The 20917-nt window shown below is 59.8% G+C and carries 19 protein-coding genes and 1 pseudogene; 11 read left to right on the forward strand and 9 right to left on the reverse strand.

Annotated elements, in window-relative coordinates; translation table 11 throughout:
* Nucleotides 1-68 precede the first annotated feature (68 nt).
* Nucleotides 69-620 (forward strand): GrpB family protein, encoded by a 552-nt coding sequence (locus tag FHT82_RS12695; protein ID WP_183730605.1) that lies wholly within the window; start codon nucleotides 69-71, stop codon nucleotides 618-620.
* A gap of 8 nt (nucleotides 621-628) precedes the next feature.
* Here the strand turns inward: FHT82_RS12695 and FHT82_RS12700 are convergent, their stop codons facing one another.
* Nucleotides 629-1078 (reverse strand): DNA polymerase III subunit chi, encoded by a 450-nt coding sequence (locus FHT82_RS12700; protein ID WP_183730608.1) that lies wholly within the window; start codon nucleotides 1076-1078, stop codon nucleotides 629-631.
* Entirely contained in the window at nucleotides 1075-2568 is a 1494-nt protein-coding gene (locus FHT82_RS12705; RefSeq protein WP_183730611.1) for a leucyl aminopeptidase, read from the reverse strand. The genes FHT82_RS12700 and FHT82_RS12705 overlap by 4 nt, the downstream gene beginning before the upstream one ends.
* Before the next feature lie 141 nt (nucleotides 2569-2709).
* Here FHT82_RS12705 and FHT82_RS12710 point away from each other — a divergent pair, with 141 nt between their 5' ends.
* From FHT82_RS12710 to FHT82_RS30675, 8 genes and pseudogenes are all read left to right on the forward strand, one after another.
* Nucleotides 2710-3483, forward strand: coding sequence for a phosphatase PAP2 family protein (locus tag FHT82_RS12710; RefSeq protein WP_183730614.1), 774 nt, complete (start codon nucleotides 2710-2712; stop codon nucleotides 3481-3483).
* Between the two features lie 99 nt (nucleotides 3484-3582).
* Complete coding sequence (locus FHT82_RS12715) at nucleotides 3583-4764, forward strand: LptF/LptG family permease (protein WP_183730617.1); 1182 nt, start codon at nucleotides 3583-3585, stop codon at nucleotides 4762-4764.
* The gene (gene lptG, locus FHT82_RS12720) at nucleotides 4761-5849 is read left to right on the forward strand and encodes an LPS export ABC transporter permease LptG (RefSeq protein WP_183730620.1); all 1089 of its coding nucleotides are present in this window, start codon (nucleotides 4761-4763) and stop codon (nucleotides 5847-5849) included. The genes FHT82_RS12715 and lptG overlap by 4 nt, the downstream gene beginning before the upstream one ends.
* Nucleotides 5849-8200, forward strand: a complete 2352-nt coding sequence (locus FHT82_RS12725; protein ID WP_183730623.1) for an LPS-assembly protein LptD — start codon at nucleotides 5849-5851, stop codon at nucleotides 8198-8200. The genes lptG and FHT82_RS12725 overlap by 1 nt, the downstream gene beginning before the upstream one ends.
* A gap of 188 nt (nucleotides 8201-8388) precedes the next feature.
* The gene (locus FHT82_RS12730; protein ID WP_183730626.1) at nucleotides 8389-9330 is read left to right on the forward strand and encodes a peptidylprolyl isomerase; all 942 of its coding nucleotides are present in this window, start codon (nucleotides 8389-8391) and stop codon (nucleotides 9328-9330) included.
* 7 nt (nucleotides 9331-9337) lie between these two features.
* Nucleotides 9338-10366 carry a 4-hydroxythreonine-4-phosphate dehydrogenase PdxA gene (gene pdxA, locus FHT82_RS12735; protein WP_183730629.1) on the forward strand — a complete coding sequence of 343 codons (1029 nt, stop codon included), beginning with the start codon at nucleotides 9338-9340 and terminating at the stop codon, nucleotides 10364-10366.
* Nucleotides 10366-11193, forward strand: coding sequence for a 16S rRNA (adenine(1518)-N(6)/adenine(1519)-N(6))-dimethyltransferase RsmA (gene rsmA / locus FHT82_RS12740; protein WP_183730632.1), 828 nt, complete (start codon nucleotides 10366-10368; stop codon nucleotides 11191-11193). The genes pdxA and rsmA overlap by 1 nt, the downstream gene beginning before the upstream one ends.
* A 49-nt stretch (nucleotides 11194-11242) precedes the next feature.
* Nucleotides 11243-11469: pseudogene (locus FHT82_RS30675) on the forward strand (hypothetical protein).
* 12 nt (nucleotides 11470-11481) lie between these two features.
* On the opposite strand, the gene gmk reads toward FHT82_RS30675, so the two are convergent.
* The 7 genes from gmk to fabD all read right to left on the reverse strand — a co-directional run bounded on the left by gmk (nucleotide 11482) and on the right by fabD (nucleotide 17981).
* On the reverse strand, nucleotides 11482-12144 hold the full coding sequence (gene gmk, locus FHT82_RS12745; RefSeq protein ID WP_183730635.1) for a guanylate kinase: 663 nt from the start codon (nucleotides 12142-12144) through the stop codon (nucleotides 11482-11484).
* A gap of 3 nt (nucleotides 12145-12147) precedes the next feature.
* The gene (locus FHT82_RS12750) at nucleotides 12148-13035 is read right to left on the reverse strand and encodes a YicC/YloC family endoribonuclease (protein ID WP_183730638.1); all 888 of its coding nucleotides are present in this window, start codon (nucleotides 13033-13035) and stop codon (nucleotides 12148-12150) included.
* Nucleotides 13036-13051: 16 nt separating this feature from the next.
* Entirely contained in the window at nucleotides 13052-14272 is a 1221-nt protein-coding gene (gene mltG / locus FHT82_RS12755) for an endolytic transglycosylase MltG (RefSeq protein WP_183730641.1), read from the reverse strand.
* A 118-nt stretch (nucleotides 14273-14390) separates the two neighbouring features.
* Entirely contained in the window at nucleotides 14391-15653 is a 1263-nt protein-coding gene (gene fabF / locus FHT82_RS12760) for a beta-ketoacyl-ACP synthase II (RefSeq protein WP_183730644.1), read from the reverse strand.
* 93 nt (nucleotides 15654-15746) lie between these two features.
* Nucleotides 15747-15983: an acyl carrier protein gene (locus FHT82_RS12765; protein WP_003547058.1), complete on the reverse strand. Its 237-nt coding sequence runs from the start codon at nucleotides 15981-15983 to the stop codon at nucleotides 15747-15749.
* 286 nt (nucleotides 15984-16269) lie between these two features.
* On the reverse strand, nucleotides 16270-17007 hold the full coding sequence (gene fabG, locus FHT82_RS12770) for a 3-oxoacyl-[acyl-carrier-protein] reductase (protein ID WP_183730647.1): 738 nt from the start codon (nucleotides 17005-17007) through the stop codon (nucleotides 16270-16272).
* A 29-nt stretch (nucleotides 17008-17036) separates the two neighbouring features.
* Entirely contained in the window at nucleotides 17037-17981 is a 945-nt protein-coding gene (gene fabD / locus FHT82_RS12775; RefSeq protein WP_183730650.1) for an ACP S-malonyltransferase, read from the reverse strand.
* 206 nt (nucleotides 17982-18187) lie between these two features.
* Between fabD and FHT82_RS12780 the strand changes: the two genes are divergently transcribed.
* Nucleotides 18188-19231, forward strand: coding sequence for an aldo/keto reductase (locus FHT82_RS12780; protein WP_183730653.1), 1044 nt, complete (start codon nucleotides 18188-18190; stop codon nucleotides 19229-19231).
* Nucleotides 19232-19459: 228 nt separating this feature from the next.
* On the forward strand, nucleotides 19460-20680 hold the full coding sequence (locus tag FHT82_RS12785) for a hypothetical protein (RefSeq protein WP_183730656.1): 1221 nt from the start codon (nucleotides 19460-19462) through the stop codon (nucleotides 20678-20680).
* Nucleotides 20681-20917 lie beyond the last annotated feature (237 nt).

Raw genomic sequence — 20917 nt, forward strand, 5'->3', positions numbered from 1 at the left:
TTCGCCGGCAGATGCCATCGCGCCGGCAACATGCTAGGATAGCGGCGCCGATATCAAGGGGCGTTTCCATGCAGCAGGAGCAGGATGAATCATTTGGTTTGGGCGTCCGGCATCTGGCGGTCAGGCTTGCCGACGCCAATGCCAAATGGAGGGAGGCCTATCTGCTGGAAGAGGCCAGGATTCGCGATGCGCTCGGCCCTCTGGCGATCGACATCCAGCATTTCGGAAGCACCGCCATCCCCGGCATCAAGGCGAAGCCGATCATCGACATCCTGATCGGCGTCCGCCGCCTCGAAGACGGGCTTGCCTGCATCGAACCGATGGCAAAGATCGGCTATGATTACGCCGGCGCAGACATCGTACCTGACGACCATCTCTTCGGCCGCGGCATTACGGGCGAGACGCGCACGCATCTTGCCCATGTCGTCGAATATCAGGGCTTCAACTGGCGGCGGAACATTTTCTTCCGTGACCGGCTGCAAAACGATCCGGCACTCGCGATGGCCTATGAGGAGCTGAAGATCGGCCTCGCGCAGAAATATGCCGAGAGCCGCGCCGCCTATACCGGAGCGAAGAAGGATTTCATCGACAAGGTTCTGGCGGAAGCGGGCCTCGCCTGACGGTCGCGTCAGGCCTTTTTCTCCCACCGCCCTTCCGGCGTCTGCTGCCAATAGGTGAGACTATGCCCCTCGCCTTTCAGCTTCTTCCATTGGGCGCGTGCGCCTTGAAGCTGCTCCTGATCGTAACCGTCGAACATGAAGACGATCCGCTCATAATCGGCGGCGGGCGGCGGCTCGGCGCCGTCGACGATGAAGCGGACGGTGGCAGCATTCGAATTGTCAGACGAAATGGTCAGGAGAACGGGCTGATTCCCGGCGAAATCGGCCCCGTCCGTGCCATGCGGCAGGAAGCTGTCTTCCCGGTAGGTCCACAGATGCGTATCCAACGCATCGCGCCGCTCAGCTTCCTTCATCTGGACGGCGACACGCCAGCCGCGCCCGACACTCTTGTCGAGCAACGGCGGAAGCGCGTCTTCCAGCTTCGATTCCGTCAGATGGTAGAAGAGGATTTCCGTCATCGTGTTTCGTAATTCACACGGACCAGTTCGTCGAGCAGGCGCACGCCGTAGCCGGAGCCCCAGGACTGGTTGATCTCATCCTGCACCGAGCCCATCGCCGTGCCGGCAATATCGATATGCGCCCAGGGCGTATCCTGCACGAATCGCTTCAGGAAATGCGCAGCCGTGATGGAGCCGGCAAGGCGGCCGCCGGTATTCTTCATGTCGGCAAACTTGCTGTCGATCATCTTGTCATATTCCTTGCCGAGCGGCATGCGCCACAGCTTCTCGTTGGTCACGAGACCGGCCGCGGTCAGCTGCGCCGACAGCGGATCGTCGTTCGAGAAGAGCCCCGCATGGCTGTTGCCGAGCGCGACCATGATAGCACCTGTCAGCGTTGCAAGATTGATCATGAACTGCGGCTTGAAGCGGTCGTTGCAATACCAAAGCGCATCGCAGAGCACGAGGCGGCCTTCGGCATCGGTGTTGATGATCTCGATCGTCTGGCCGGACATGGAGGTGACGATGTCGCCCGGACGCTGGGCATTGCCGTCAGGCATGTTTTCCACAAGGCCGATGATGCCCACGACATTGACCGGCGCCTTGCGGGCGGCAAGCGTGTGCATGAGGCCGGTGACGGCAGCCGCACCGCCCATGTCGCCCTTCATGTCTTCCATATTGGCGGCCGGCTTGATCGAGATGCCGCCGGTATCGAAGACCACGCCCTTGCCGATGAAGGCGATCGGCCGGTCCTTGCTCTTGCCGCCCTTCCACTGCATGACCGCAAGGCGCGGCGGACGCACGGAACCCTGGGCAACGCCGAGCAGCGCACCCATGCCGAGACGGCGCATTTCGCGCTCGGTGAGGATTTCCACCTCGACGCCGAGCTTTTCCAACTCCTTGGCCCTGGCGGCAAATTCGACCGGGCCGAGAACATTCGGCGGCTCGTTGACGAGGTCGCGGGCGAGGTTGACGCCGGCGGCAATCGCTTCCGCATCGGCAAAGGCCTTCTTGGCCGCAGCAGCGTCCGCCGTGACGATCGTCACCTTGATCGACTTCGCCTGCTTGTCCTCATCGTCATTTTTCTTCGTCTTATAGGTATCGAAGCTGTAGGCGCGCATCAGCATGCCGAGGGCGAAATCCACCGCAGACTTGGCATTGACCTCCACACTCGGCGAATCGATGAAGATCGTCGCCTTCTCGGTGTTCTTGATCCGCGAAGCGGCGCTGCCGCCGGCCTTCAGCCAGTCATGGACGGTAAGGTCTGCGGCCTTGCCGAGGCCGATGACGATGATCCGCTCGACGGGCGCGCCTTCCGGTGCCACCAGATCAAGAGCAGCCAACGACTTTGCAGAGAAGCGTGCAATTTTCGACGCCTTGGCGATCACCCCCGCCGGATCGGCAATATCGGCCCCAGCCGCCATGTCAGCCTCTGAAGCCTTCAGAAGGATTGCGAGACCACCGCTGAGCTTTGCCGATTTTGAGAATGAAATTTCGAATTTTGCAGACATGTCTTCTCCGATGGGATTCATTAAATCCGTTCCAGGGGGATAATTTCGCGTTTGGCGGGTCTGTCAATGGCCGGCGACAGTTGTTATGTTCCGCGCGGCCGCCCGGCCAAAAGGTTTTCGTCAGTTTCGTAGATGTTTGCGTTGACAGTTTTTTCGAAAAATCGATGGCGGGGTCCGGCAATTCGCCTGCCGCAAACGGCATTCGGCGTCTTTGTCCTGCTCTTCTGGGTGTGGTGGCTGCTGCTAGGCCTCTTTCGGGCCTTTCCCGAGATAGATATTTATTTTTCCCAGCTTTTTTTCGTCCATGAGGCATGTGGCGCATCGGCACCCGCAACGCAGGTCTGCGGCTCCTTTCCCTATCGGAGCGAGGCAATCCTCGGCCTGCTGCGCACCCTCTTCTTTTACGTTCCCTATGTCGTCACCGCCGTGATGCTGTGGAAGCTAGCCGAATGCTATCAACAACATGGCGCGACATTCAACGCCCCGCGCGCCCGCGATCTGAAGGTCGCGCTCGGCACGCTGCTCATCGGCCCCGTTCTTCTCGTCAATGTGATCCTCAAGGAACATTGGGGCCGGCCGCGTCCGGTGCAGACGGATTTCTTCGGCGGTACGCTTCACTTTGCCGAAGCCGGTTCGCTCGCGGGCAAATGCATCTCGAACTGTTCCTTCATATCAGGCGAAGCGGCGAGCGCGGGCTGGCTGTTCTGCCTGCTGATCTTCGTTCCGAAGTCGGTGCGCTATGCGCTTGTGGCACCCGTTGCCGCCGTTTCCATCCTGACGCCGGCGATGCGGCTTTCCTTCGGCGCACATTATTTATCCGATGTGGTGCTGGCGTGGCTCTCCTCGGTTGTCATATTCGCAGCGCTGATGGCACTCACTGAGTCGCCACAGCGACAAAAAAATTCTGAAATTTGAATGAATTTTTGACACGGCCTTGTCGCAAAACCGCGACAAACAGCGTAGAGGGAATCTCCTGTCGGCCATATCGGCCTGCGGGTGCTTTCAAGGGCGAGCATGAAACTACTTGAGACATATATATTGCGGCGTGTCGGCCAGATGTTTCTCGTGGCCCTGCTCCCGGTGCTTGCGATCATCTGGACCACCCAGGTTCTGCAGCGCATCAACCTGGTGACCGACAGCGGCCAGTCGATCGGCTCCTTCGCCACGCTTGCGACGCTGATCCTGCCGTCGATCATTCCCATCGTGCTGCCTTTCGCTCTCGTCATCGGCATTACCCAGACGCTGACGACGATGAACAACGATTCGGAGCTGACCGTGATCGATGCCGCCGGCGCCCGCCGCACCATCCTGGCGCGGCCGATCCTGCTCCTGGCGGTCCTCATCAGCGTCTTCTCGTTTTTCGTCGACAATGTCGTCGAGCCGCGCGCGAAGACGGTCGTGCGGCAGATGATCGCCGCAACCTATGCCGATCTTCTTTCGTCGGTGATCGAGGAAAAGACCTTCCGCAAGATCGATGAAGGCCTCTATGTGCAGATCTCGCAGCGGCTCGCCGGCCGCATGCTGAAGGGCCTTTTCGTCGCCGACGAGCGCGAGCCGAATAACGAGCTCATCTATTATGCGCGCGAAGGCGCCGTGGATGATATCGGCACGTCGCTGATCATGCATGACGGCGAAGTCCATCGCAAAACGCCCGATGGAAACGTCTCCGTCATCAAGTTCGATTCCTATTCCTTCGACCTTTCGGATATGACGGAGAATAACGGACAGGCGACGCTTCGCGCCAGCGACCGCGATCTCGCTTTCCTGCTCAATCCCGATCCGAAAGATCCTGACTATATCGCCAAGCCCGGCAGCTATACCGCCGAACTGCATCGCCGCCTGACCGACTGGATGCTTCCCTTCGTTTTTGCGCTTTTCTCGCTTGCCATAGCCGGGGATGCGCGATCGCACCGCGAGGCGCGCATGCATCCGATGGTGGGTGCGCTGGGCCTCGCATTCATACTGCGCTGGGCGGCGTTTTACGTTGCCAACCAGATCGACAAGAACACGATCTATATCCCGATCCTCTATGCGATCCCGATCGTGACCGGCCTGGTTTCGATTATTTTCCTGAACATGCATAAGCGGCTTGCCATGCCGCTCGCCGTCAGAAATCGCACCTCGACACTCTGGAAGCGCGCGCAGAAGCGGGTACTTGCCACGACGGGTCGGACCGGCGGAGGCGCTGCGCGATGATTTTCGGGACGTTGTCGCGGTATTTCTTCCGCCGGTATGTCGTGACCACGATGTGGTTCCTGGTCGGCATGAGCGCCATCACCTTTCTGCTCGACTTCAGCGAGACGGCGAGCCGCATCTCCAGCTTTCCCGGCTACACGCTGGGTGGTGCTGTGCTGCTCACTGCCGCTCGACTGCCGTTGATCCTGCAGCAGACCATCCCCTTCGTGGCGCTGTTCGTCGGCATTACCGTGCTGATCGGGCTCAACCGGAAATATGAACTCGTCGTCACCCGTGCGGCCGGCATCTCGGTTTGGCAGTTCATGCTGCCTTTTATCGCCGGCTCCCTGATTCTCGGCGTGCTGACGGTGGTGGCGCTCAATCCGCTCGCCGCCTGGGGCCAACGGCAGGCAACACAATTCGAAACGGCGTGGCGCGGTCAGGACAATGCCATGATCAGGGCGCTGCAGGTTCCGTGGCTGCGCCAGATCAGCGGCCGGGACGATGTCATCATCGGCGCCAAGACCGTACTGGAGAACGGCACGCTGCTCATGGACGCGGTCCTTATCCACTTTGACAGCAGCGGTCAGGTCATTCTGAGGCAGGATGCCTCATCCGCTAAGTTGGAAGATGGTTACTGGCAGCTTAACAACGTCATGGAACGCAAGCCTGGGGAAATCCCGGTGCGTAAGGTTTCGGAACAGCTTCGTACGAACCTGAAGCAGGACTTCATCAAGGAGCGGCTCACAGCGCCGGAAACAATTGGTTTCTTTGATCTTTCCAACCGTATCGCTGCTGCCAAATCCTTCGGAATCTCCACGAAGGCGCTTGAGACTCAATTCAACTCACTGCTGTCGCAGCCGCTGCTCCTGGTGGCCATGACTCTCATTGCTGCAACAGTGTCTCTAAAATTTAGCCGGTTCAACCAGTCACGCTCTGTGATTCTGGGTGGAATCCTTTCAGGCTTCATGCTTTATGTCGTCACCGTGCTTGTAAAGGCATTTGGAAGCAGCGGTGTCGTGCCGCCGTTTGTGGCGACTTGGATACCAGTGATCGTGGCGCTCGCTTTAGGCGCGACGATCCTGCTTCATCAGGAGGATGGCTAGTGGCGGTAGGCGACCGCAAGGTGTTTAGTAAACAGTTGGTTGCCCTGCTCTTGGGCGCAGCTCTGTGTTCCTATTTTGAAAATGCTCCGCTGGCCTACGGCCAGGAGAACAGTACAGGCATGCCTGCAATCGGCCAGAATATCTCGCCGGATGCGAAGCTGATGCTGTCAGCGAACGAGCTTGTCTATAATAAGGACCAGGAGCTCGTCTCTGTGATCGGCGGCGTGCAGATCAACTACGGCGGCTACAGGCTGGTTGCCCAGAAGGTCGACTATAACCAGAAGACCGGCCGCATGATGGCGACCGGCAACATCGAGATGGTGACGCCCGACGGCAACCGAATCTATGCCGACCACCTCGATGTGACCGACAATTTCGCAGACGGCTTCATGAATGCGCTGCGAATTGAGACAAGCGACAATACCCGCCTCGTTGCCGAAACCGGCCAGCGAGTCGGCGGTACGCAGATGATTCTCAATAAAGGCGTCTACACCGCCTGCTTGCCCTGCGCCGAAAAGCCCGAACGCGCACCCTTCTGGCAGGTCAAGGCGCAGCGCGTCATTCAGGACAACCAGAAGCACACGATCCGGCTCGAGCACGCCCGCTTTCAGCTGCTTGGCCGTTCGATCGCCTACGTTCCGTGGATCACGGTCCCCGATAATACCGTGAAGCGCAAGTCGGGCTTCCTGTTCCCGACGATGAGCGTTTCGCAGAATATCGGCTACGGTCTGCACGTTCCCTATTATTACGTCATCTCCCCGAGTTCGGATTTCACCGTCACGGGCACCGGCTACACCTCGCAGGGCTTCATGCTCGAGGGGGAATATCGCCGCCGCTTCGAAAACGGCACGGTGACGATGCATATTGCCGGCATCGATCAGATGAGCCCCGGTAATTTCAGTGCCGGTACCAGCGACGCCGAAGCCAAACAGCGTGGCATGATCGGGTCGGCGGGGCGTTTCATGATCAATCCCCGCTGGAGCTTCGGCTGGGATGTCATGGTGCAGAGCGACAACAACTTCTCGCGCACCTATAAGATCAGAGGTTACGACGGTTCGCCGCAGATCAATACCGCCTATCTGACGGGTCTCGGCAAGCGGAATTACTTCGACCTGCGCGCCTTCTATTTCGACGTACAGGACGCCGATTCTGGCAACACCGCGGAAGAGCAGCAGCCGATCGTCTATCCGACGCTTGACTATCACTATGTCGCGCCGCAGCCGCTCGCAGGCGGTGAGCTTTCCGCCGATGTGAATCTGACCAATCTTTCGCGCTCTCAAGAAAACTTTACCACTGTCGACGGTTTCAATCGCTTCCCCGGCCTGGAAGGTCAGACCACTCGTTTGAGCACGGAAATACAGTGGAAGCGCACCTACGTAACGCCTACCGGGCTGGTTATCACGCCGTTGCTCGCAGCACGCGGCGATGCCTTGGCGCTCAACATGGAAAGTCCGGTCGAGAACGGCGTTCCCTATGCCGGCAATTATCTGGACGATAATGCGGCAACGCGCGGAATGGTGACGGCCGGGCTGGAAATGCGTTACCCGATCCTGTTCACGACCAGCAACAGCACGCATGTTCTCGAGCCGATCGCCCAGATCTATGCGCGACCGGATGAACCGCTCGCCGGCCGGTTGCCGAATGAAGACGCGCAGAGCTTCGTCTTCGATGCGACCAATCTGTTCGACCGTGACAGGTTCTCCGGCTATGACCGTATCGAAGGCGGCACACGCGCCAATGTCGGTTTCCAGTATACCGGCACGTTCGACAGCGGTTACAAGCTGCACGGCATCTTCGGACAGTCCTATCAACTCGCCGGTCTGAATTCGTTTGCGACCGACGACCTCGTGAATGCCGGCGCCGATTCCGGCCTTGAGAACGACGTTTCGGACTATGTGGGGCTGGGCGGCATCGAAATGCCCTTCGGCCTCTCCCTGGCGGCATCCTACCGGCTGGACCAGAAGGATTTCTCCCTCAATCGCGGCGACCTGACGACGGCCTATCAGAACGATACCTTCTCGGGCCAGGTGACCTATACGCATGTGGGCGCCCAGCCGGCATACGGCTTCGCTGATGACCAGGATGAGGTTCAGGTGAGCAGCCGGGTCAAGTTCAAGGACTACTGGTCGATCTTCGGAGGCATCGCCTGGGATTTGAACAGCGACGTCGTTACGAGACAGACGCTCGGCATTTCCTATGAGGACGAATGCACCATCTTCACCATCGCCTGGATGGATAGGAACGATTCGACGGATCAGTCGGCAAGCGACTGGACGATCGCGGCACGCCTGACCTTCCGCACGCTTGGCGATATCCGACTGGGCACGGGTGACGCTGCAAATAGCCTCTGACGACAGATGGCCGGCCGGAAATCTCCGGCCGGGCCATTCTTTCGCCGTAAGCCTGTGCAGGACATTGCGACCAATCGTTATGTGAGGCATGGGGTGTCGCGGAGCCAGAGATGCGATTTCCGCTCGTCTCAGTCTATGGTAAGAACGCCGCGCGCCGGGTCGTGCGGCGCTATCGGGGAGGTCAACAGATGATTGACGCGAAGAAAACCGTAACAACGCTCATTGCAGGCGCAGCCTTCATGCTTGCTGCCTTCAGCACCTCTGTCTTCGCGGCCAGCGAGGTCAAGGCGGTGGTAAACGGTACTGCGATTACCAGCGGCGATGTCGCCAAGCGGCAGGCCTTCATGCGACTGCAGCGCCAGAAACCCGATGCCAAAGCCGCAGAAGAACAGTTGGTCGACGAGACGCTGAAGCGGCAGGAAATCGCTCGCGTGCGCATGTCCGTCTCGCAGGACGATGTCAACGCCTCCTTTGCCCGTTTCGCCGCCAGCAACAAGCTTTCCGTCGAGCAGATGTCACAGATCCTCGACCGCGCCGGCGTGGGTGTCGATCATTTCAAGAACTTCATTGCCGTGCAGATGAGCTGGCCGCGTCTCGTCAATGCGCGTTACGGCTCCAGCGCGCGCATCTCGAATTACGATCTGGTCAACCGCATGATGCAGAACAACAAGCAGAAGCCGGTGACGACGGAGTATATTCTGCAGCAGATCATTTTCGTGGTCCCGCCGGCCAAGCGCAACGCGATCACGGCCAAGCGCAAGAGCGAGGCTGAGGCCTCGCGCTCCAAATATCCGGGATGCGATCAGGCAAAGACCTTCGCCGCCACGATGCGGGATGTTTCTGTGCGCGATCTCGGCCGCATGCTGGCTCCGGAAATCCCGGCGGAATGGAAAGACCTCGTGGCTCAGATCAAGGGTAATACGACGGCAACGCGCGTAACCGAAAAGGGCGTGGAATATCTGGCAATCTGCAGCCAGCGCCAGGTTTCGGATGACCAGGCAGCCGAAATGGTGTTCCGGCAGGAGGACCTCGACAAGTCCAAGTCAGACAAGACCGCAGCGCCGGAAAACGAAAACAGCACCAAATATCTGGATGAACTGCGCAAGCACGCGCAGATCATCTATCGCTGATTTTTCCATGGCGACACCGTTTTCGCGACCGCTTGCGTTGACGCAGGGCGACCCGGCCGGCGTTGGGCCTGATATCGCCCTCATGGCCTGGCTTCGCAGACGCGAGCTTGGACTGCCGCCCTTCTTCCTGATCGGCGACCCCGATGTGCTTGCGGTACGGGCACGAAAGCTCGGCCTTGATGCTCCCCTGCGCAGCATCGACAATGCAGCCGAAAGCCTCGGTGTATTTGCGGACGCGCTGCCTGTCCTGGTGATACCCGCAGGCGTCGATGTTGCGGCAGGAGAGCCGCATGTCGCGACGGCAAAGGGTACGATCGCCTCGATCGAGGCGGCGGTAGCACTCGTCATGCAGAGCGAGGCGCTTGCGGTCGTCACCAATCCGATCGCCAAGTCGGTGCTCTACGAGGCAGGGTTCAAATTTCCTGGTCATACCGAATTCCTTGCCGATCTTGCCATGCATGCGACCGGTCAATCGGTCAGGCCCGTCATGATGCTTGCGGGGCCGAAACTGCGCGCTATTCCCGTCACCATCCACATTCCGCTGAAAGATGTGCCACAGGCGTTGACGCTCGGCCTGATCGTCGAGACCTGCCGGATAGCAGACAGGGATCTGAAGCAGCGGTTTGGCATCGCGGCTCCGCGGCTCGCGATCGCAGGGCTCAATCCGCATGCCGGTGAAGGCGGTGCCATCGGCAAGGAGGATGAGACCATCATTCATCCGGCGGTACAGATCCTTCGTGACGAGGGCATCGATGCGATCGGCCCCCTGCCCGCCGACACGATGTTCCACGACGAAGCGCGCACGCGTTACGACGTCGCCGTCTGCATGTATCATGATCAGGCGCTGATCCCGGCCAAGGCACTCGGCTTCGATGATTCGGTGAATGTAACGCTCGGCCTTCCCTTCGTGCGCACATCGCCCGACCACGGCACTGCCTTCGGCATTGCCGGCAAGGGCCTTGCACGCGAGACGAGCCTCGTTGCTGCGCTCAAGCTCGGCGCTCAGCTTGGCCGTACCGCGGAAAGCCAGCGTTGATGGCTGCACTCGACGGTCTGCCGCCGCTTCGCGAGATTATCCAGCGTCATGGACTCGATGCGCGCAAGGCGCTCGGGCAGAACTTCCTTCTCGATCTCAACCTGACGCAGAAGGTTGCCCGTACAGCCGGTGCGCTGGACGATGCGACGGTCTTTGAAGTCGGCCCCGGCCCTGGCGGGTTGACGCGGGCCATCCTGGCGCTCGGAGCAAAGAAGGTCATCGCGGTCGAGCGCGATGCACGCTGCCTGCCGGCCTTGGCCGAAATCGCCGATCATTATCCCGGCCGGCTTGATGTCATCGAGGGCGATGCGCTGAAGATCGATTTCGAGGCGATAGCGCCGGAAGGCCCTGTCAAGATCATCGCCAACCTGCCCTACAATGTCGGAACCCAGCTATTGGTGAACTGGCTGCTGCCGAAGGCATGGCCGCCCTTCTGGCAATCTCTGACGCTGATGTTCCAGAAGGAGGTCGCCGAGCGGATCGTCGCCTCGGAGGATGACGATCACTATGGCCGTCTCGGCGTGCTCACGGGATGGCGCACCCATGCCCGCATGGCATTCGATATTCCGCCACAGGCTTTCACGCCGCCGCCGAAAGTCATCTCGACGGTGGTGCATCTGACGCCGAACGAAAATCCCATCCCCTGTTCGGTCGCCAATCTGGAAAGGGTCACGCAGGCCGCCTTCGGCCAGCGCCGTAAGATGCTGCGCCAGAGCCTGAAGCCGATCGGCGGGGAAAGCCTGCTCGTCAAAGCAGGCATCGATCCGGCCAGGCGTGCAGAGACACTGTCGGTGGAGGAATTCTGCCGGCTGGCGAACAGCCTTTAGAGCCTTTCCTGGTTAGATTGCAGCATTCTGTTGGCTCAAACGGAGTCGGATGGTCGACCGGCCGGCGCGCGTCGTAGCCCAGATCTACGGCCAAGCCGGCCGGTCGATCAGACGGCCCGTTTCAGCCAACCCCGGTGGTTTGCTTGCAAATCAGCTAGGGCCAGGCATCTTTGCGCCAGGATCAAAGGCGATCGGCTCGCACGTACCTGGGGTATGCCCGTCGCCAATCGCCTTTGCCCTGACACAAACCTGCTCCGGCAGAATGCTTCAAGCTAACCAGGAAAGGCTCTAGAGTATTGGCGTTTCCTCAAGCAATTCCCGGACGAAATCGAACATGCCATGGCGGCGGTCGCGACGCAGACGTTCTGCCTTGACGATCGACTGGACAGCATCGAGGGCGGCGTTCAGGTCGTCATTGACGATGACGTAGTCATATTCGCGCCAGTGGGCGATTTCGGCACGGGAGTTTGCGAGGCGCGTCTGGATGACCTCCTCGGAATCCTCGGCGCGGCGGTGCAGGCGGGACTGGAGCTCGGTCATGGTCGGCGGCAGCACGAAGATCGAGACCACATCAGCCTGCATCTTCTGCTGCAATTGCTGGGCGCCCTGCCAGTCGATATCGAACAGCATGTCACGGCCTTCGGACATAGCCTGCTCAACGGGCTCACGGGGCGTACCGTAGAAATTTCCGTGAACCTCGGCCCATTCCAGCAGAGAATCGGAATCACGCAGCCGCTCGAATTCCCGCACGCTCTTGAAATGATAGTGCACGCCTTCCACTTCGCTCGGCCGCCGCTGGCGGGTCGTGACGCTGACGGAAAGACCGATCTGCTTGTCCGTTTCCAAGAGCGTACGCGCGATGGTGGATTTACCGGCGCCCGAGGGCGACGAGATGACCAGCATCAGACCGCGACGGGCGATCTGGATGGGCGAGATTTTCGCCGGGCTCATGTCCTACTCCAAATTCTGGACCTGCTCGCGGAACTGATCGATCACCACCTTCAGCTCGATCCCGGCTGCGGTGATGGCCGAAGCGTTCGACTTCGAGCAGATCGTATTCGATTCGCGGTTAAATTCCTGTGCAAGGAAATCGAGCTTTCGTCCAACGGGACCGCCCTTGACCAGGAGATCGCGAGAGGCAGTCACATGGGCCTTCAGCCGGTCGATCTCTTCGCGCAGATCCGCCTTGGTGGCGAGCAATGCTGCTTCGGCATGCAGCCGGTCGCGATCGAGCGCGCCGGCTCCTTCCATGAGGAGCGCGACTTGTGCCGAAAGCCTTGCCGCGATCTCCTGCGGCGAGCGCGAGGGATCGGCCTCGATCGTGTTCGTCAAGCCTTCGATCGTCGCGATCTGTCCGAGAAGCACGCGGGTAAGCGCTGCTCCCTCTTGCTCGCGCATGGTCCTGAGATCGGAAAGAGCAGCCATCAGTCCCGACAGGATATCGGCATCGCGCGCGGCAATCGTCTCTTCGCTGTCCTGCGTCTCGCGAAAATCGACGAGGCCGCGGATGGAAAGCAGCGTGTCGAGCCGCAGCGGTGCCGGATCGATCAGGCCCTCCAGCTTGTCGCGCATGGCGAGAACGGCAGCGAAAGCATCCTGATTGAGCACGGCCTCAAGTTGGCTTTCACCCGTCGTCAGGGACAGCGTGGCCTGCAGATTGCCGCGGCTGAAATTCTCGCCGGCGATACGGCGAACATCCGTCTCGAGGCGCTCCAGGCCAGGCGGCAGGCGAAGTCTGACATCGAGCCCCTTGCCGTTGACCGAACGCAGTTCCCATGCCCAGCGCCAGCGGCCGGCCGTTCCCTCGCGCCGCGCAAAACCGGTCATGGACTGCAATGCCATCGAAGGCCTCCGGATATCAGTTGATCTTCTTTTTCTTCGACGGAACCGCGGATGTGTTGTCCGCAGGCTGGTCTTCCGGCTGTCCGTCGACGACAATTTCGGGATCGGCGCCCTTGTCGGCTTCCAGCTTGCGCCAGCGCTTGACGTTGGCATTGTGGTCTTCGAGCGTCGCCGCGAAGACATGGCCGCCGGTTCCGTCAGCGACGAAATAGAGATCCTGCGTCTTCCAGGGATTGGCGACGGCTTCCAGCGCGTCCTTGCCGGGATTGGCGATCGGTGTCGGCGGCAGGCCCTTGATGACGTAGGTGTTGTACGGCGTCTCTTTCTTCAGATCCGACTGGTAGATTGGCCGGTCGGAGGGTTTGCCCCCGCCACCGAAGAGACCATAGATGATGGTCGGATCAGACTGCAGACGCATACCCTTGCCGAGACGGTTCAGGAAGACGGAGGCGACATGAGCGCGCTCATCCGGCACGCCGGTTTCCTTTTCGACGATCGAGGCGAGCGTTACGAATTCTTGCTTGCTCTTCAAAGGCAGCGAAGGATCGCGCCGTTCCCAGATCTGGTCGACCAGCTTCTGCTGGGCGGCAGCCATCTGGTCGATGATCTCGGACCGCTTGGTGCCGCGCGAGAACTTGTAAGTATCGGGCCGCAGGCTGCCTTCCGAAGGAAGGGCCGCCGGCAGGTCGCCTTCGAGAACCGGATCGTCCAGCATGCGATCGAACATCTGCCGCACCGTCAGCCCCTCGGGAAAGGAGACGGAATAGAGGATCGACTTGCCGGATTTCAGGAGCTCCATGATCTCGTTCATGGACGCATGCGCCTTGATCTCGTATTCACCGGCCTTGAGGCTTTCGCCGGCGTTGAGATGAGTCGCCGTCAGATAACGAAAGACGCGGGCATCAGAGATGATGAGATTGCGCTCGAGATTCGAAGCGATTTCCGAAAGGCCTGCGCCATTGCGGATGATGAAGTTGGTGTTCGTCTGCAGCGGACCGGGGCTCTGATAAGCGGTGATGGCGTAATAGAAGCCGATGAGACCGGCGATGCAGACGACCACCGCCATGGTCATTACGAAATTCAAGAAGAGGATGACCTGGCTGCGGGCATTCCTGGAGCGCTTCGGAGGCTCGGGAACGCGTTCCGGGCGCAGGGCTTCGCTCGGCGACTTCGGGATGATCGGTCCCTTCTGCGCCGGCTGGCCGTTCTCGCTGCTCTGGTTGGTCGTATCGCTCACCGGCAATCCTCTAAAACTTGGCCCCCGCTTCGCTATTTCGCGAAGTAATGCGGCAAAAACAGGTTCTGCCGCGCTTCATGACGCCGTTTGACGTTCGCCCGTGCTCGTGAACCGCCTGTTACGCGACGTAGCGGCGCAGCACGAGCGATGCATTCGTGCCGCCGAATCCGAACGAGTTGGATAGCGCCACATTGATTTCTCGCTCACGAGCCTTGTGCGGAACAAGATCGATCGCGGTTTCTCGCTCAGGATTGTCGAGATTGAGCGTCGGAGGGGCGATGTTATCCCGAATTGCGAGGGTCGTGAAGATCGCCTCGATGGCGCCGGCGGCACCCAGCAGATGGCCGGTCGCGGATTTGGTCGATGACATGGAGATCTTCGATGCCGCATTGCCGACGAGGCGCTCGACGGCGCCGAGTTCGATCGTATCAGCCATAGTCGAGGTACCGTGGGCATTGATATAGTCGATATCGGCAGGCGTCAGGCCGGCGCGCTTCAGCGCCATGGTCATGCAGCGGAACGCGCCTTCGCCGTCTTCCGACGGCGCAGTGATGTGGAAGGCATCGCCGGAAAGGCCATAGCCGACCACTTCGGCATAGATCTTGGCGCCGCGCGCAATCGCATGGTCCAGCTCTTCGAGAACCACGATACCGGCGCCCTCGCCCATGACGAAACCGTCACGGTCCTTATCGTAGGGACGTGAAGCCTTCTGCGGGTCGTCATTGTGCTGCGTCGAGAGCGCCTTGCAGGCTGCAAAACCGGCGAGCGAGATGCGGCTGACCGGGGATTCCGTGCCGCCGGCAACCATCACATCGGCATCGCCGAGCGCGATAAGACGGGCGGCATCGCCGATGGCATGCGCGCCGGTGGAGCAGGCGGTGACGACCGAATGGTTCGGGCCGCGCAGCTTGTGACGAATGGAAACCTGGCCGGAGACGAGGTTGATCAGACGGCCGGGAATGAAGAAGGGGGAGATGCGGCGCGGGCCTTTGTCGCGCAGCGTATAGCCAGCTTCGACAATGCCTTCGATGCCGCCGATGCCGGAGCCGATCAGCACGCCTGTGGCGATCTGGTCCTCATCGGTCTCGGGATGCCAGTCGGCATCCTTGAGCGCCATGTCGGCGGCAGCCATGCCGTAAATGATGAAGGGGTCTACCTTGCGCTGTTCTTTCGGCTCCATCCAGTCGTCGGCATTGAAGGTACCGTCCGAACCGTCACCGACGGGAATGCGGCAGGCAATCTTGGCGGGAAGGTCTTCGACCTCGAATTCGGTCACGAGGCGGGCACCGTTTGCTCCCGCGAGCAGGCGGGACCAGGTAACGTCCGTTCCGCATCCCAAGGGCGATACCATGCCGGTACCTGTTATGACGACCCTTCTCATCGACTGCTTTCCCCCGTCTGTTATGTTTTATGGAGAAACATGCTCAAAAGAAAAGGGCGGACTCTTGGCCCGCCCTTTCTCGAATGCACAGTATCAGGCCTGAGCCTTCTCAATAAATTTCACGGCATCGCCGACCGTCAGGATCGAGTCAGCGGCATCGTCGGGAATTTCAACGCCGAATTCTTCTTCGAAGGCCATGACCAGTTCGACCGTGTCGAGCGAGTCAGCGCCCAGATCGTCGATAAAGCTGGCGCTCTCGACGACCTTGTCGGCATCGACGCCAAGATGATCAATAACAATTTTCTTTACGCGTTCTGCGATATCGCTCATGTCGGTTTCCTCGACCTTATGTCCTGATCGGAATGTCCTTCTGACATCCCTACCCTGTTTCAGCCTGCGATGCGTTCAGACATCCTCGGCAAACTCGTTTACCCGGCTTTAGAGAAGTCCCAGGCTTGCGAAAAGCCCGCCGGTCCGTCTGCTTTTTTCGGGACGACTGTTGACAGTCATGGCCCGCTTAACATGCTTTAAGTCTGCCGCAAAGCCAGAAAATCAACCGTTCGTGATTGCTCAACACGCTATTGGCTGAAATCGGCGGCTGCGGCAGCTAATCGTTTCAGATCATGGCCATGCCGCCGTTTACGTGCAGGGTCTGACCCGTCATATAGGCCGCTTCCGAAGAGGCGAGATAGAGGACGGCAGACGCCACTTCGGCGCCGGTGCCCATGCGCTTCATGGGGATCGCCCCCATGATCGTTTCCTTCTGCTTGTCGTTCAGCTTGCCGGTCATGGCGCTTTCGATGAAGCCTGGAGCAACGCAGTTGACGGTCACGTTGCGGGTGGCGATTTCCTGCGCCAAAGACTTCGAGAAGCCGATCATGCCTGCCTTGGAGGCGCAGTAGTTCGCCTGCCCCGGATTGCCGGTGACGCCGACGATCGAGGTGATGTTGATGATGCGGCCATAGCGGCGGCGCATCATCGGGTGCGTAAGCTCGCGCGTCAGGCGGAAGGTCGCCGTCAGGTTCACTTCGAGAACGGCATCCCAATCCTCGTCACTCATGCGCACGAAGAGACCATCCTTGGTGATGCCGGCATTGTTGACGAGAATATCGACGCCTTCGAGATCGGCTTCCGCCTTCTGGCCGAGAGCCTTGACCTCATCGCGATCCGACAGGTTCGCCGGGAAGATCTTGACGCGCTCACCGAGCTCGTTTGCCAGGGCTTCCAGCTTTTCGACGCGGGTACCGTGCAGGCCGACAATGGCGCCCTGCTTATGGAGAAGGCGGGCGATTTCCTCGCCGATGCCGCCCGATGCGCCGGTGACGAGAGCCTTGCGGCCGGAAAGATCGAACATGGGAACGTTCCTTATATGAAATGGGGCAATCAGGCGGTGAGAGCGGCAATGGCAGCGTCGATATCGGCAGGGCCGTTGACCGAGATACCATTGATAGTCTTGTCGATGCGGCGTGCAAGGCCGGTCAGCACCTTGCCGGCGCCGAGTTCATAAAGCGTGGTGACGCCGTTTGCGGCAAACCATTCCACCGTCTCGCGCCAGCGGACCTGTCCGGTAACCTGCTCGACGAGAAGATTGGCGATCTCCTCGGCATCAGTGACGGGCGCGGCGCGGACATTGGCGATGACAGGCACGACCGGGTTGGCCTTCTTCACGCCGGCGAGTGCCTCGCGCATGGCATCCGCTGCCGGGGCCATCAACTTGGAGTGGAAGGGAGCGGAAACCGGCAACAGGATGGCACGCTTGGCGCCCTTGTCCGTCGCAAGGCCGGCGGCCTTTTCGACGGCCGACTTCTCGCCTGATATAACGAGTTGGCCGCCGCCATTGTCATTGGCGATCTGACAGGAGCCGATCGCTGCAGCCTCCTCGCAGACGGCCTGCACGTCGGCATGCTCCAGGCCAATGATGGCGGCCATGGCGCCGACGCCGACAGGCACGGCTGCCTGCATGGCATTGCCGCGGATGCGCAAAAGTCGCGCCGTATCGGCAATCGAGAAGGTGCCGGCAGCGCAGAGGGCGGAATATTCGCCGAGCGAATGGCCGGCGACATAGGCAACCTTCGCCTTCAGGTCGAACCCCTTGGCTTCGAGAACACGGATGACGGCCATGGAAACAGCCATCAGCGCCGGCTGGGCGTTTGCCGTCAGCGTCAGCTTGTCTTCGGGACCGTTGAACATGACATCGGACAGCTTCTCACCGAGCGCTTCATCGACCTCTTCGAAAACGGCGCGGGCTTCTGCAAAATTCTCGGCGAGATCCTTGCCCATGCCGACGGCCTGGCTGCCCTGGCCGGGAAAAGTGAAAGCAATGGTCATCTTTAGTCCCTCGATAGCGCCCATTGGGCCATTTCGCCTCCAATTGACATTCTTTCTTTCAGAGTCAAGTGGCGGCGGATTCTCTCCAAAGCCTTTCGCCCCAGCGGGAAAGGCCGGTTTTTTCTCTTGCGCTTCAGCAAATCCAGCCTAGATTTGCGCGGCTCTTCCCAAGCCCTTCCTTTCTTAGCTGACGTCCAAGGTCCCCGATGAAATACAATAAATTAGGCCGCACAGATATTTCCGTTTCCGAGATTTGCCTTGGCACTATGACCTGGGGCACGCAGAACAGCGAGGCGGAAGCCCACGAGCAGATGGATTACGCCGTCCAGGAAGGTATCAATTTCTTCGATACTGCCGAGCTTTACCCGACCACGCCGGTTTCGGCCGAAACGCAGGGCCGCACGGAAGAGTACATCGGCAGCTGGTTCGAAAAGACCGGCAGGCGCAAGGATATCGTCCTCGCTACCAAGGTTTCCGGCACCGGCCGCTCCTATATCCGCAACGGCGAAGGCGCCGATGCCAAGAATATCCGCATTGCGCTCGAGGCCAGCCTGAAGCGGCTGAAGACCGATTATGTCGACCTCTACCAGATCCATTGGCCGAACCGCGGCCATTTCCATTTCCGCCAAAGCTGGCACTATGATCCCTTCAAGCAGGATCGCGCCAAGGCCGTCGCCAACATGACCGACATTCTGGAGACGGTGGGCGAACTGGTAAAGGAGGGCAAGATCCGCGCCTTCGGCCTGTCGAATGAGACGACCTGGGGCACGCAGAAATATGTGACGCTTTCCGAGCAGATGAACCTGCCGCGCGTCGCCAGCGTCCAGAACGAATACAATCTTCTCTACCGCCATTTCGATCTCGACATGGCGGAGCTCTCCCACCATGAAGATGTCGGGCTGCTGGCCTATTCGCCGCTTGCCGCCGGAATCTTAAGCGGCAAGTACATTAACGGCGAGAAGCCCGAGGGCACGCGCGCCTCGATCAACGGCGACCTCGGCGGCCGCCTGCAGCCGCTGCAGGAAGCGCCGACGAAGGCCTATCTCGACATCGCCGCACGGCACGGCCTCGACCCCGCCCAGATGGCGCTTGCCTTCTGCCTGACCCGCCACTTCATGACGTCAGTCATCATCGGTGCGACCTCGATGGCGCAGTTGAAGACGGATATCGGCTCAGCGAACGTGCAGCTCAGCAGCGATGTGCTTGATGAAATCGAGAAGGTTCACCGGCAGTATCCGATGCCGCTCTAAGGGCATCCGGATGCCGATATTTTGAGGGCGCGAGCAATCGCGCCCTTTTTCATTTTCGGCAGGCGGCGACCACCGTTTGTGGTTGTATTTCGCGCCTCGCCGTTAAGTGGCATTTAACTAATCAAAGGCACTATACCCTCAGTTTCAGCAATTGATTTTTCCCGCCATGATAGCGGCTAGCGATCTTCGGCTTCATGAGAAGGCAAGGAAGACGGGAGGAGCTTTGCAGTGATCAGCATTTCGACGACATTTCATGCCCGTTTCCGCGATGAGTATGCGCTTCAATTGCTGCAGAGCGCGTCGATCAACAATGGCGGCAGCAAACACGAACCCGGCGTCTTCGCCCAGGTCGCCGTCACAGCGGCCGGCGCCAATGGCGGCGCAATCGACAGCATCATGCGGATCATCATGGATGCGAAGGGCAATGCCGGCGTGCTGATCAACTCTCCCGATGGCTCTGCCTCGGTGAAGACGGGCTCGGGAAACGACATCGTCGATATCACGGCCAACGAGGTCAGCAAGCTATCGACCGGAGGCGGCGACGATGTCATCAACATTCGCGCCGGGGGAAAAAACCAGGAGCAGACCTCCAATCCGTCCGTACAACACATCAAGTCGGGCGCAGGCGACGACACGATCTCTATCGTCAGTGGCGGAAATGTCAGCTGGGTTGATGCCGGCCGAGGTGACGATCATATTTCAATCGAAACGACCGCTCCCGTCAGCGGTCCGCTCGGAACTATTGAAAATCTAGTCCAGGGCATCGGCTCCACCTACGGAGGCAAAGGCGACGACACGATTTTGCTTCAGAGCACCACCAGCGTGAGGAGTGCCTACGGCGACGAGGGCAATGATATCATCAACATCAGTTCGGCCGCCTTTGCGTCTGCTGTAGACGGCGGCAAAGGCGACGACGCGATAACCGTCCGCTCGCGGAATGTATTCAGCGTGGATGGCGGCAGCGGAGATGACGTTATCGACGTGACGGCCGTCAATGCAAGCAGCATCGATGGCGGCGATGGCAACGACATCATCTCCGTCAATGCGACGGCAGCGGCGTACAATATTTCCGGCGGCAAGGGCGACGACTATGTCGCCATCAACAGCACATCCACCGTGCAATCATCCTATCATTTTGCCGAGGGCGATGGTCACGACATCATCGAGACGAATAATCCCCTGGAGATCATGCGCTTCAGCTCTGATGGAACCGACCGGGGCGACATGGCGGATGCAATCATAGAACGGCAGGGCAACACGCTGCAGATCAGTTTTGCCGACAGCGCGGATACGATCACGATCAACCTCACCGGCCGCATGGCGGAGGCAGAGACTTTGAATTTCGCCTATAAGAGCGGAACACAGTCGCTACTGATTGCCGACGACCAGTTCTTCGTCGACAATCCGCCAGGGCAGACCGTTTTCCTCCGGCCCGAAGTGACAAAATAAGGTTTCTTGCCTCCTTCCCTTGCCTTTCGCTCAAAAATCCGTATAAGCGCGCCTGTTCGTTAACCCGGTCTTCTGGCTGGTGGCTGAACGGAGGGCCGGTTTGCTTCTTGCGAGCCGTTCGGAACGGAAGCGTTCCAGCCTCCCGTGTCTCCGCTCTCGACCGTCTCGGAAACGCTTTTCTTGCTTGGCGCTTATCGCCTCTCAGGAGCAGTCGTTGAGGCTTAGCCGCCGAATGCC

This window comes from Rhizobium sp. BK275 (assembly GCF_014193555.1).
Classification (GTDB): Bacteria; Pseudomonadota; Alphaproteobacteria; order Rhizobiales; family Rhizobiaceae; genus Rhizobium.

Bases quoted from the DNA above. Each gene is read 5' to 3' on its own strand.
- FHT82_RS12730 (WP_183730626.1), top strand. From the start codon at position 8,389: ATGATTGACGCGAAGAAAACCGTAACAACGCTCATTGCAGGCGCAGCC.
- rsmA (WP_183730632.1), top strand. From the start codon at position 10,366: ATGGCTGCACTCGACGGTCTGCCGCCGCTTCGCGAGATTATCCAGCGT.
- FHT82_RS12695 (WP_183730605.1), top strand. From the start codon at position 69: ATGCAGCAGGAGCAGGATGAATCATTTGGTTTGGGCGTCCGGCATCTG.
- pdxA (WP_183730629.1), top strand. From the start codon at position 9,338: ATGGCGACACCGTTTTCGCGACCGCTTGCGTTGACGCAGGGCGACCCG.
- fabD (WP_183730650.1), bottom strand. From the start codon at position 17,981: ATGACCATTGCTTTCACTTTTCCCGGCCAGGGCAGCCAGGCCGTCGGC.
- FHT82_RS12715 (WP_183730617.1), top strand. From the start codon at position 3,583: ATGAAACTACTTGAGACATATATATTGCGGCGTGTCGGCCAGATGTTT.
- FHT82_RS12765 (WP_003547058.1), bottom strand. From the start codon at position 15,983: ATGAGCGATATCGCAGAACGCGTAAAGAAAATTGTTATTGATCATCTT.
- FHT82_RS12705 (WP_183730611.1), bottom strand. From the start codon at position 2,568: ATGTCTGCAAAATTCGAAATTTCATTCTCAAAATCGGCAAAGCTCAGC.
- gmk (WP_183730635.1), bottom strand. From the start codon at position 12,144: ATGAGCCCGGCGAAAATCTCGCCCATCCAGATCGCCCGTCGCGGTCTG.
- fabG (WP_183730647.1), bottom strand. From the start codon at position 17,007: ATGTTCGATCTTTCCGGCCGCAAGGCTCTCGTCACCGGCGCATCGGGC.
- fabF (WP_183730644.1), bottom strand. From the start codon at position 15,653: ATGAGAAGGGTCGTCATAACAGGTACCGGCATGGTATCGCCCTTGGGA.
- FHT82_RS12780 (WP_183730653.1), top strand. From the start codon at position 18,188: ATGAAATACAATAAATTAGGCCGCACAGATATTTCCGTTTCCGAGATT.
- FHT82_RS12700 (WP_183730608.1), bottom strand. From the start codon at position 1,078: ATGACGGAAATCCTCTTCTACCATCTGACGGAATCGAAGCTGGAAGAC.
- lptG (WP_183730620.1), top strand. From the start codon at position 4,761: ATGATTTTCGGGACGTTGTCGCGGTATTTCTTCCGCCGGTATGTCGTG.
- FHT82_RS12750 (WP_183730638.1), bottom strand. From the start codon at position 13,035: ATGGCATTGCAGTCCATGACCGGTTTTGCGCGGCGCGAGGGAACGGCC.